This is a genomic window from Corallococcus praedator (assembly GCF_003612125.1).
Taxonomy (GTDB): Bacteria; Myxococcota; Myxococcia; order Myxococcales; family Myxococcaceae; genus Corallococcus; species Corallococcus praedator.
On the sequence record NZ_RAWI01000310.1, the window covers coordinates 1 to 11286 of the forward strand.

At 71.8% G+C, this 11286-nt stretch carries 9 protein-coding genes; 3 read left to right on the plus strand and 6 right to left on the minus strand.

Annotated elements, in window-relative coordinates; all coding sequences use genetic code 11:
- On the minus strand, positions 1-996 hold a 996-nt coding region (locus D7Y13_RS30185; protein WP_208734506.1), incomplete at its 3' end, for a hypothetical protein.
- Between the two features lie 510 nt (positions 997-1506).
- Between D7Y13_RS30185 and D7Y13_RS48265 the strand changes: the two genes are divergently transcribed.
- Positions 1507-2022 (plus strand): DUF2058 family protein, encoded by a 516-nt coding sequence (locus D7Y13_RS48265; protein WP_233595915.1) that lies wholly within the window; start codon positions 1507-1509, stop codon positions 2020-2022.
- Positions 2023-2124: 102 nt separating this feature from the next.
- Here D7Y13_RS48265 and D7Y13_RS30195 read toward each other — a convergent pair whose 3' ends face one another.
- Positions 2125-3306, minus strand: coding sequence for an acyl-CoA dehydrogenase family protein (locus D7Y13_RS30195; RefSeq protein ID WP_120585574.1), 1182 nt, complete (start codon positions 3304-3306; stop codon positions 2125-2127).
- 53 nt (positions 3307-3359) lie between these two features.
- Complete coding sequence (locus tag D7Y13_RS30200) at positions 3360-4364, minus strand: DUF1028 domain-containing protein (RefSeq protein ID WP_120585577.1); 1005 nt, start codon at positions 4362-4364, stop codon at positions 3360-3362.
- A gap of 276 nt (positions 4365-4640) precedes the next feature.
- On the opposite strand from D7Y13_RS30200, the gene D7Y13_RS30205 reads away from it, so the two are divergent.
- The gene (locus D7Y13_RS30205) at positions 4641-5405 is read left to right on the plus strand and encodes an SDR family NAD(P)-dependent oxidoreductase (RefSeq protein WP_120537040.1); all 765 of its coding nucleotides are present in this window, start codon (positions 4641-4643) and stop codon (positions 5403-5405) included.
- A 211-nt stretch (positions 5406-5616) separates the two neighbouring features.
- On the opposite strand, the gene D7Y13_RS30210 is transcribed toward D7Y13_RS30205, so the two are convergent.
- Positions 5617-7404 (minus strand): methyl-accepting chemotaxis protein, encoded by a 1788-nt coding sequence (locus tag D7Y13_RS30210; RefSeq protein WP_341870448.1) that lies wholly within the window; start codon positions 7402-7404, stop codon positions 5617-5619.
- A 245-nt stretch (positions 7405-7649) separates the two neighbouring features.
- On the minus strand, positions 7650-8393 hold the full coding sequence (locus tag D7Y13_RS30215; protein WP_120537042.1) for a PP2C family protein-serine/threonine phosphatase: 744 nt from the start codon (positions 8391-8393) through the stop codon (positions 7650-7652).
- A gap of 495 nt (positions 8394-8888) precedes the next feature.
- On the opposite strand from D7Y13_RS30215, the gene D7Y13_RS30220 reads away from it, so the two are divergent.
- A complete protein-coding gene (locus D7Y13_RS30220) occupies positions 8889-9962 on the plus strand; it encodes a hypothetical protein (RefSeq protein ID WP_120585572.1) in 1074 nt (357 codons plus the stop codon).
- Positions 9963-9999: 37 nt separating this feature from the next.
- Here the strand turns inward: D7Y13_RS30220 and D7Y13_RS30225 are convergent.
- Positions 10000-11286: hypothetical protein (locus D7Y13_RS30225; RefSeq protein WP_244222390.1), on the minus strand; the 1287-nt coding region annotated here is incomplete at its 5' end.

An 11286-nucleotide genomic window follows, 5' to 3' on the forward strand; every position in this document is an offset into this window, starting at 1 on the left:
CCCGGGGGTGGAGGGGGAGTCGCCGGGCTTGCCGCGCGGGATGCCGAAGTGGTCCAGCGCGTCCGCGATGCCCTGGGGCTTGTCCGCGTCCGGCAGGAAGTCCTGGGGCGGCTGCAGCTTCGGGTCCTTGCCAATCTCCGTCAGGCTGGACTCCAGCGTCATGCGCAGCTCGGCCGCCTCCGGGGTCTTCTCCTGGGGCACGCCGATGCGGCCATCCAGCCGGGCCTTGAGGACCACGGACGTGTCCGCGTCCACCAGCACCTCGCCCTCCAGGGAGCGCGGCAGCCGGTGCGTGAAGAAGCTGGCGCGGCGCTTCGTGGTCTCATCCGCGCCGGCGCGGGGCGCGAAGGCGGCGGGCATCTTCTGCGCGACGACGCCCTGCTGCTCGGGGCCCAGGGACACGGCGTACTTCCACGCGGTGCGGCCCTCGTGGGTGACGGTGCCGGCGGGGGTCAGCTTGATGCGGCCCTGGAAGAGGCTGTCGAAGTCGCGGATGGCGCCCGTCAGCTCCGTGCGGGTGCGCTCGGCCATGCCCCGGTCGCGCAGGCGCTGGCGGTAGGGGCCGTAGCGGTTGCGCGCGAACACCTGGCCCTGCACGCGCATGACCTCCAGGCCCTGGTCGCGGGAGTTCTCCAGGATGCCGTGGAAGTCGCCGTTGACGCCTCCGGGGCCGGCGCGGAAGGAGCGCGTCTCCGTGAGCTTCACGGGGTTGTTGCCGTTGGGGCCGGCCCACTCGTAGCTCAGGGTGGACTGGAAGAAGTGCGGGCCCAGTCGCTCGGTGACCTCCGCGGCGTCCATGCCCAGGATGCGGCGCGACACCTGGGGGTTGTCCGCGACGTCCTCCGGCGGCAGCTTCTGCTTCGCGGAGGCGACGACCTTCGGCGGGTCCTCCGGAGAGAAGATGCGGGCCTTGGCCGCCTTGTCCACGGGGTCCGAGCAGCCGGTGGCGACCAGGACGAGGGCAAGGGCGGCGGCGGACTTCGGCAGACTTCTCACGGAACCTCCACAACAGGACGGCGGGGGCGGCAAGTTACGTGGGGCCCACAAGAGCGGCAAGCGGTGGCTTGCGTGCAGCCGTGCAAGGGATAGAACGCCCAACCCATGCAGAACCTGCGAGACAAGTTGTTGAAAGCGGGCCTCGTCTCCGAGGAGCAGGCCAAGAAGACCGAGTCTTCTCCCACGCCTCCGCGACGCCCGGCCTCCCCCCCTGAAGACAGCCGGGGGAGCGCTCCACGCGCGCCCGCCCACCGGGGACGTGATGAGAATCGGACATCGGGAGGCCCGCCGCGTCGAGACGACCGCGGAGGTCCGCCGCGCCGTGAGGGCGGTGGAGGCGCCGGAGGCCCACCGCGCCGTGAAGGCGGAGGCGCCGGAGGTCCGCCGCGCCAGGGCGCTGGAGGCCCGCCGCGCCGCGAGGGTGGAGGCTTCCGGGGACCGCAGGGCGGGTTCGCCGCGTCCAGCCGTCCGGGCGCGACCACCGACAAGCCCATCCCCAAGCTGCCGCCCATGCCGGGCTCCAAGGCCTACCAGCGCGCCGAGTCCAAGAAGCAGGTGGAGCTGGACCGGGCCCTGCGCGAGCTGGTCCTGGGCTCCCAGGTGCCGCAGGAGCCGGGCGAGACGACGTTCTACTTCATGACGCGCAAGGGGAAGCTGCGCCGCATGGAGCTGTCCCCTGTCCAGGCCAAGCAGTTGGAGGATGGCGAGCTGGGCGTGGTGGAGCGTCCGGAGCCCGCGCAGATTGAACACTCGCTCGTGCCCGCCGCCGCGGCCGAGCAGATGTTCCAGCTGTCCGCCAAGGCCGTGCGCTTCTTCAACCGCAAGGAGAGCCCCGTCGGCTTCATGAACGACGAGCAGCTCAAGGCGCAGCAGGCCGCGGAGGCCGCTGGCACCGCGCCGGAGATCCCCGACGAGCCGGAGGCCCCCGAGGCCAGCGACGCGTCCGAGGACACCGAGGCCGAGGCCGAGGCCGAAGCTGCGGCTTCCGAGCCGGAGCCCGGCACCGAAGGCGGCACGCAGTCCTGATTTCCTTCCCGTGCCCTCCCCTCCTCCCACCCGGGAGCGAGGGGAGCGGCGCGGCCCTTCCACCGCCGACCTTCGTTCGACCGAACGCGTCTTCGTCGACGCTCAACCGAACGCGTCGATGCCGGTGATGGCCTTGCCCAGCACCAGCGTGTGCACCTCGTGGGTGCCCTCGTAGGTGAAGACGCTCTCCAGGTTCAGCATGTGACGCACCGGCGGGTAGTCGTCCGTGATGCCGTTGGCGCCGTAGATGCTCCGGGCCACGCGGGCGATCTCCAGCGCGCTCTTCACGTTGTTGCGCTTGGCCAGGCTCACCATCACGGGGTTGCTCTTCCCCTCGTCCTTGAGGCGCGCGAGCCGCAGGCTCAACAGCTGCGCCTTCACGATCTCCTGGAGCATGTCCGCCAGCTTCTCCTGCGTGAGCTGGTAGCCGGCGATGGACTTGCCGTCGAACTGCGCGCGGGACAGCGCGTACTCGCGCGCGCCCTCGAAGCAGGCGATGGCCGCGCCCGTCACCGCGAACGCGATGCCGGCCCGGGCGTTGTTGAGGCACGACAGCGGTCCCTTGAGGCCCACGACGCCGGGCAGCACGTTGCGCTCGGGCACGCGCACGTCCTGGAAGGACAGCTCGCTCGTGAGGGACGCGCGCAGGGAGAACTTGCCGGGAATCTCCCGGGCGCTGAAGCCCGGCATGCCCTTCTCCACCAGGAAGCCGCGCACGGACTCCGCGCCGCCGTCCTCCGTCTTCGCCCACACCACCGCGACGTCCGCGATGGAGCCGTTGGTAATCCACGCCTTGGTGCCATTGAGCACCCAGGTGTCCCCGTCCCTGCGGGCGCGGGCGCGCATGCCGCCGGGGTTGGAGCCGAAGTCGGGCTCGGTGAGGCCGAAGCAACCGATGAGCGTCCCCTTCGCCATGCCCGGCAGGAAGCGCGCCTTCTGCTCTTCACTGCCGAAGGTGTGGATGGGGAACATGCACAGCGACCCCTGCACGGACGCGAAGCTGCGCAGGCCGGAGTCCCCCCGCTCCAGTTCCTGGAGGATGAGCCCGTAGCTGACGGTGTTCATCCCCGCGCAGCCATACCCCTGGAGGTTCGCGCCCAGCACGCCCAGCTCCGCGAGCCCTGGCACCAGATGCGCGGGGAAGGTGCCGTCCCGGAAGTGCCGCCCGATGATGGGCAGCACCTCCGAGTCCACGAAGCGGGCCACGGAGTCGCGGGCGGCCTTCTCCTCGGCGGACAGCAGGTCGTCGATGCGGAACAGGTCGGTGATGTCGGCGCGGGGCATGCCGGGGTGCTTAACGTCGCACTCCCGGAGCCGTCAAACCCGCGCTCGCTGCGTCACTCGCCCCCGGGGATGAGCGCCTTCGGGTCCGCGTCCCGCAGGAAGTTGACCAGCGGACCATCGATCTTCCGCTGGCCGCCCACCACCACCGTGGGCTTGAGGAAGAAGAGGTTGCTCCAGTTGAAGTCAGACAGCGCCTGCTCGGCGGCGTCGTTCCAGGTCCCGTCCACGACACCGGTGTAGTGCCCGGTCTTGCTCAGCGCGGTCTTCACGGTCTTCGCGGTCGCCGCGTCGAGCGGGATGAGGTCCGACGCGTACGGCGCGGCGATGCCCGCCTGGTAGCGGTTCATCTCCACGTCCAGGTCATGCAGCGCGGTCCTGCTGTTGTGCACGACGGCGTCCGCCAGCACCTTCGTGTAGAAGGTCGATTCGTTCTCCGAGGTCCAGACGCGGATGACGCCGGAGCGCTCGCCGTTGCGGTCCCGCCCCACGCGGGCCCCCAACTTGAGCGACGCGAGCAGCCGCTGCGGCAGGCTTCCCTTGGCGTTCTTGAAGCCCAAGGCCATCGCGTCGCAGATGAGAGGGGAGGTCTGGTTGTTGGCCTGCACCACGAAGGTGGCGCCCTTCACGGCGCAGCGCTCCGGGGCGTTCTGCGCGCCGGTCTTCTGGCCCACCGTGATGGTGCCGTTGGCGTTGAGCTTCACCGCGGCGAGCTGGCGGTAGTCCGCGTACGGATCCACGGTGAACACGTAGTCGACGGCGGTCTGCGCCGTGTCGCCCGCGTCCGTGCGGGCGATGACCGCCTCGGCGTCATCCACCGAGGGGTAGAACATGGTGGCCACCGCCACGTCCGGGCGGCCATAGGGCACCAGGCCGCTGATGCCCGCGGGGAAGGAGATGCTGGCCACGCCGCAGGACTTCTCCACGGCGTCGCACGCGACGATGGCGCGCGTGCCCAGGACGCGCGGATTGACGGTGGCACCCGCGGGCGGCGCCGCGAAGGACTGGGTGGACGCCAGCAGGGATGCAACAACCAACAGGCCACGCTCAACGGACTTCACGCTCATGGTGCCTCGGGCAAGGCGCTCCCGTCGTCATGCGCCAAGCGCATGGAAGCAGGAGCCCTTTCGTCAGGGGGGAGTGACTGAGGAAACCGACCGGGCCCGCGAATCCTGGCCCGGTGGTGCTGCGCCATGAAACGCACGGCCTTCGCGCGCATATCGCGGGCGGCGAAAAAGAATCCGGGCGGAGGCAGGAACGCCGGGAAGGGAACGGAGCCCCCAGCCCGCGCGAACACGCGTCAACGCGAGGCGGGCGCGGGGCTATGCTTCCGGCCCATGGCAAGCGAGACGACGAAGACGGTGGTGGTGACGGGCGCCAGCCGGGGCATTGGCCGCGCGGTGTCCCTGGCGTTCGCGCGCGAAGGCTATGACGTGTGGGCGCTGGCGCGATCCGCGGAGTCGCTGGAGGCCCTGCGCAAGGAGGGCGGCGAGCGCATCCGCACGCACGCGGTGGACGTGGGGGACGAGTCCGCGCTGCTCGCCGCGTGCAAGGTCATCCTCGCGGGCGGAGCGCCCCGGGTGCTGGTGAACAACGCGGGCATCACGGTGTCCGCGCCGCTGACGAAGACGAGCACCGCGGACCTGGCGAAGGTGATGGCGGTGAACGTGACGGCGCCGTTCATCCTGTGCCGTGAGTTGATGCCGGCGATGGTGGCGGCGGGCGGCGGGCGGGTCATCAACATCGGATCCATCACCTCCACGCGCGGGGCGAAGTACACGTCCGCGTACTGCGCGTCCAAGCACGCGCTGCTGGGCCTGACGCGCGCGTTGGCGGTGGAGTACGCGCGCAAGAACGTCACGGTGAACAACGTGAACCCGGGCTGGGTGGAGACGGACATGTTCGCGGGCGCCACCGCCGCCGTCTCCAAGACGACGGGCCGCACGGAGGAGCAGGCGCGCGAGGCCCTGGCGTCGATGAACGCGATGGGCCGCATCATCCAGCCGGAGGAGGTCGCGGCGGTGTGCCTCTTCCTCGCCTCGGAGGCGGCGGGCGCCATCACCGGCGCGGCCTACGCCATCGACGGCGGCGAGGCGGGGTAGCCGAAGAGCCACGAACCGGGGGCGCGCATCAAGCGTCCTCGTCGTGACGCCCTGGCTCGGCACCGCGAAGCGGCCGCTTCGTGCGGCACGGGGCGCTCGTCGCGGGAAGCGGCAGGCGCCCGGCCGTCACCGCCCCGCGAAGCAGCGCATGACCCGCGGTACGGAACCTCGCGGCGAGGAGGCGACGTCCCTCCCGCCCCGCGTCCCACCGTCACAGCCGGTACTGACCCACGATGGTGCTCACGTCATGGGACGCGGTGGTGAGGCGCGCGGCGGCGACGGCGCTCGTGGCCACGCGCTCCACCGTCTCATCCGCCAACCGGGTCAGGTCGCTCAGCGCGGCGAACAGCTCCGCGATGCCCGCGTCCTGCTGGCTGACCATGTCCGCGATGCTCTTCACCGACTCGCTGTTGTTCTGGATGACCATGGCCAGCGCGCGCAGGCTCTCACCCGCCGCCCTCGCCTGGTCCAGGCCGCCCTCCACCTCGCGCGAGCCGCCCTCGCTCGTCTTCACCGCTTCGGAGATGGCCCGGCCGATGTCGCCGAGGATGGACTGCACGCGCGAGGTCGCCGTCGCGGACTGATCCGCCAGCGAGCGCATCTGCCGCGCCACCACCGCGAACGCCCGCCCCGACTCGCCGCTGCGCGCCGCCTCGATGGCCGCGTTGAGCGCCAGCACGTTGGACTGGTCCGCCAGGTCCTTCACCGTGCCGGTGATGTCGCCCACCTGCCGCGTGCGCTGCCGCAGCTCCGACACCGTGCTGGAGATGCGCTCCACCTGCGAACGGATGTGCGTGAGGCCCCCGACGCTGCCCGCCACCGCGGACTCGCCCGCCTGCCCCACCGCGCCCGCCTTCTCCGCCTCGCGCAGCACGCCCGTGGCCCGCTGCGCCGCCGCCCGGGAGCTCTCCTGGAGCTGCCGCGCCGCGATCTGCGTCTGGTGCAGCGCCGCCGCCTGCCGCGTCACCGCCAGGTTCTGGTCCGACGCGGACGTGGCCAACTCCAGCGCCGTCGCCTCCAGCTCCTGCGCGGACCCCTTGAGCGCCACCAGCACCGCGCGCAGCCGCGCCATCATGTCCCCGAAGGACGTGGCCAGCTGTCCAATCTCATCCTTCGAGTGGACCTCCAGCGTGCCGCTGAAGTCCCCTTCCGCCACCACCCGCGCCGCCGCCGCCGTCAGCGCGTGCAGGGGCGCCATCATCCGCCGCACCAGCAGGAAGACACCCGCGCCCGCCAGCAGCGCCACCAGCAGCCCGATGCCGAACACGCCCACCAGCGTGGAGCGCATCCGCGCCCACTCCGCCGCCGCGCCGCGCGCGAGCACCAATTCCACCCCGTCTCCCACGTCCACCCGCGACAGGTGCAGGGCCGCGTCACCCACGTCCACCGCGCCCCCATCCGCCACGCCGGAGGCCGCCGCCGACAGCAGCGCGGGCGCCGACACTGTGCGCACCGACTGCGCCACCAGCCGCGAGCCCGCGTGCAGCAGCGACTCCAACTGCTCACTGCCCGCGCCCAGGCGCCCCAGGTCGTCCGCGCCCAGCTCCGCCCCCACCACGAGATAGCCCACCGTGGCGCCGTTGGACTGGAGCGGCTGGGCCACCGCGAGCAGGGGCGCACCCGTGGCCGGCAACAACACCTGCCCCTGCTTGCGCACCACCTTCTCCAGGCCGGGAAGACTGCCCTCCCGGGTGGACGCGAGGAGCGTTCCATCTGGACGCACGAGCGCCAGCAGGTCCACGCCCAGCACCGCGCGCTGATTGCCCAACAGGAGGACCGCCTCCGGGCCGCCGGACGCCGCGCGCAGTGTTTCGCTGGCGAACGCTGGCTGGGTGGCCGCCACGCGCGACAGCTCCGTGAGGACCCGCACCTCCTGGTCCTTCAGCGCCTGCCAGCGGGTCGCGTCCCGCCCCAGCGCGGAGACCATCTCGGCCTCCACCCGCGAGCGCAGCGACAGGCCCATCAGCGACACGGTGCCAAGGGTGAGGGCGATAACCACGGCGGTAAGCGCCGCGGTCAAGCGCGCGGCAAGGCTAAGCGTCATACGCAACGGGCACTCGGTCGAGGGAGGGGGGTGACGCTGGGGGAGCCCCAGATTATCCCGGAAATGGAGAAGGATTGAAGTCCCTGTGTCTGACGACTCCCCCTCCGTCCGGCTGGACCCGCCCCGATGGGTCGCCGGGACCCGCCGACCCGACGGGTCCACTGCCCTGTCTTCCGTGAGTCCTGGCGTCCTGACGCGGATCAGGCCGCGGCGACGCGCAGCACGACGGCGGTGATGTTGTCGCGGCCCCCGGCATCGTAGGCGGCGGAGACGAGCGCATCACACGCGGCCTGGGCGGACGCGGCCTGCAACCGCTCCGTCAGCAGCTCCGGGCCCAGCGGCTCATAGAGGCCGTCCGAACACAGGAGGAAGATGTCCCCGGGCTGCGTCTCCAGCCGCTGCACGGTGGGCTCCGCGTTCTCGGTGCCCAGGGCGCGGGTGATGAGGTGGCGCAGGTTGGCCGGGTTGCCGGGGGGCTCGCGGCCGGCGGCGCGCAGCTCCTCGATGAGCGAGTGGTCGCGGGTGAGCGACTCCAGGCGGCCCGCGCGCAGGCGGTACAGGCGGCTGTCGCCCACGTGGGCCACCGCCGCGCTCCGCTCTCCCACCGCGAGCGCCACCACCGTGGAGGCCATCTCCTTGAGCTTGCCCACGCGGCGCACGCGCAGGGTGCGCTGGGCCAGCGCGGTGCAGGCGGCCAGGTAGTTCTCCTCCCGGCTCTTCGCGGGATCCACCGCGTCCGGCCACGTGCCGTCCCGGTCCTTGTCCAGCCGGTCACTGAAGCCCGCGAAGGTGTCCACCACGCACTGACTGGCCACCTCGCCGCCCTCCTGGCCCCCCAACCCGTCCGCCACCACGAACAACCCACGCTCGGGCAGGACGCAGTACGCATCTTCGTTGTGCGGTCGCCGCCCGATGTGGGTCTGCCCCGCGCTCTCGAATCTCATGACTGCCGCCTCCTGGCTGGGCTCCCGTACAGCAAGCGGGAGGCCAGCGGCCATGCCTCTTCGCGCCCGGGACACCCGCGCCGGGTTTTCTCCTGAGAAAGACGCTCGGAGGTGCCTTCCCTGTGCCCCATGGCCCTCCCGTGTCCGCCGACCGACATCGCGCCCGTCCCGGCCCCGCACTTCCGGTGAGGGGCTTCGGGGGAACCGCCAGTGCGACCGTACCCGGCTTCGCGGGACGGAGCTGAACAGGAATCCAGTCCTGGAAGAAGGGTGGGCACCATGGCGAGCGACGACTTGGAGGCAACCGGGAGGATGTCGCACCTGATCACATCACGGGAGGCAGGAGAAGGTATCGGTCATCGCGGCCGATTGTTGTTCGCGCTGCTCGCCTGCCGTCCCCAGGTGGATTCATTGGGACCCCCCTAGCAACTCCGCCCGGGCCCGGCGGACAATCCAGAAGCTGCCCGACGTGCGGGCCATCACCCGAGGAGAACCATGACCTCCATCCGCCGCGTGGGTTCTGGCATCTCGACATCGCGGGCCTACTCCATCTCCTCGCAGCTGGAGGTCACCGCCCCGGTGCGCAAGGAGCCCCTGGCGCCGGTGGACCCGGTGCGGCGGGGCTTCTCCGACGACAGCGACTTCCAGGCGGACGCCGAGGGCGACCTGAACAGCGCGCTGTTCGCGGACCTGGGCCCCGGTGAAGCCGCCCCGAACGCGGCGCACGGACGCGCGGGCGTGGAGGCTCCGGAGCCCCGGGCCGCCCTGATGGAGAACTCGCAGCTGCGCGCCTTCGCGGGCGTGAGCGAGTTCGAGGCGTCCGCGCCCTCGTACGCGCAGCGGCTGGGCATGCCCACGTCGACGCCGCTCATGCAGGCGCGGCTGGCCAACGCTCCCCGGCGCGCGGAGGAGGTGGAGACGGATCCCTCCATGGACCCGTCCGACATCCTGTCGCCCGACGCGGCCGCGTGGGAGCTCCAGAACCTGGACACGATGCCCCGCTCCGTCTCCGCGCAGGAGGCGGAGGACCTGCTGTTCCTCCTGGAGTCGGGCGACCTGTCCGGCCTGAGCGACGAGGAGCTGCGCGCCCTGAGCGAGGAGTCCGGCGACGACGCGGACCTGGACGCGTCCGGAGCGACGGCGGGCTCGGATGACTTCCTGGCCACGCTGGACGACAGCGTGCCGGACGTCGAGTACGCCGAAGGGTCGATGAACATCCCGCCACCGGATGACTTCCTGGCGGACGTGAACGACTTCACGCTGGAGACCGCCCCTGAAGCCCAGGAGGCGGCGCAGCCGGAAGCCCCGGCCGAAGCCGCGCCGGCCTTCGCGCACGAGGACAGCGTCGTGGTGGCGCAGGACCTGGGCGCGACCGCGCCGGCCTTCACGCACGAGGACAGCGTCGTGGTGGCACCGGACCTGGACGCGACCGCGCAGGCCGCCGGACTCCCGGTGGACGCCGCGGTGCTGGCCAGCGCCGAGGCCGACGTCGAGGACGTGCAGGACGCCGACCTCGTGGAAGCCGAAGCCGCCACCGCGCCTCCGGCGTTCCACCCGCCCGAGTCCTGAAGCTCGGGCGCGGCCACACCGCGCCCGGGTCCATTTCTCAGGGCGCGGGCTTGTCCGCGAGCGCGGCGTCGAGCTGCGTCTGCGCCTCCACGACGTCCTTCCGCAGCTCGTTCGTGTAGCGGTCGCGCTCCGGGCTCTTCCACTCGGCGGGGGAGAACTGGTGGAGCGCGTACTCGCGCGTGGTGTGCACCGGGCCCCGCATCGTGACCATCAGCTCGCGGTCCGGGTCCCCCATCTCCTTGAGCAGGAAGCCCTCCACGTCGCGCAGGGTCAGCGGGAAGGTGGGGGCCTCGTCGCGGATGAGCTTGCCGAAGACATTGAGCCGCACCTCCTGCACGCCCTCCGCCAGCTCCTCGTTGAACGACACCGACGAGAACGGCACGCCCCCTTCGTCATCCAGGCGCGCGGACACCACGTACCGGCCCGCCTTGCGCACCTGGACCGTCAGGTACAAATCCAGCGAGCCCGCCTCCAGCACCTCGCGCACCCGGCGGGTGAACGTGGCCGGCGGCGAGGGCGTGTAGAGCACGTCGAAGAACGTCGCGTCCTCCAGTGAGCCGGAGCGCACCCGCACGTCCACGCGCAGCGTGCCGGAGAACATCGCGAAGCCCTGCCTCGAAGGCTGGAAGCTCCCGGTGAGCATCCCGTCCCCCGCCACCAGGTCGCCCGCCTGACCGCTGTCCCCGAAGGCGACCGGCACACCCGCCACGCCCCCTGAGCCCAGCATGTGGTCCGCCTCGTGCGCCACCGCGGACAGCACCTCGCACGGACGCGGCTCGCGGCGCGAGTCCTCGCACGCCACGGTGAGGAGCACCGTCTCATCGCCGACGACGAACACCTTGTCCTGCTTGAGCCGCAGCTGCACGTCGGAGGTGCCGTCCTGCGCGGCCTTCGGGCTCAACGGCCGCGTGCGCTCCGGCTCCGCCAGCTCCATCTGATCCGGATGCTCGCGGCTGGGCCGGGACTCGGGCGGATAGCGCGTGGCCGCCACGTAGGACTCCAGCGAACGCTGCGCGCGCTCCAGGCGCTTCTGCCACAGCTCGCGCCGGGCCTCGCGCTCACGGGCCTCCGGGCTGAGCAGCGACGGCGCCGCCGGCTCCACGGCCCCGGACGGCCCCGTCGCGCGCCCCGCCGGTGCCCGCGCCACCTCGTGTGGCTCGGGCTCCGGGAGGGGGGAGGCCTCCGGCAGGCCTCCGGGCATCTCCGCCCCCTCGCTTCCATGCCACCAGAACAACACCCCCACCCCGAACACCAAAGGCACCAGGGCAAGGAACCACCGGCCGCGTCGCAGCCAGGGAGAGGATGAGGCGGGGCCGTCGTCGGG

Excerpts from the sequence above, each read along its gene's own strand:
- D7Y13_RS30195 (WP_120585574.1), bottom strand. The coding sequence starts at position 3,306 with ATGCCCCGCGCCGACATCACCGACCTGTTCCGCATCGACGACCTGCTG.
- D7Y13_RS30205 (WP_120537040.1), top strand. The coding sequence starts at position 4,641 with ATGGCAAGCGAGACGACGAAGACGGTGGTGGTGACGGGCGCCAGCCGG.
- D7Y13_RS48265 (WP_233595915.1), top strand. The coding sequence starts at position 1,507 with ATGCCGGGCTCCAAGGCCTACCAGCGCGCCGAGTCCAAGAAGCAGGTG.
- D7Y13_RS30220 (WP_120585572.1), top strand. The coding sequence starts at position 8,889 with ATGACCTCCATCCGCCGCGTGGGTTCTGGCATCTCGACATCGCGGGCC.
- D7Y13_RS30215 (WP_120537042.1), bottom strand. The coding sequence starts at position 8,393 with ATGAGATTCGAGAGCGCGGGGCAGACCCACATCGGGCGGCGACCGCAC.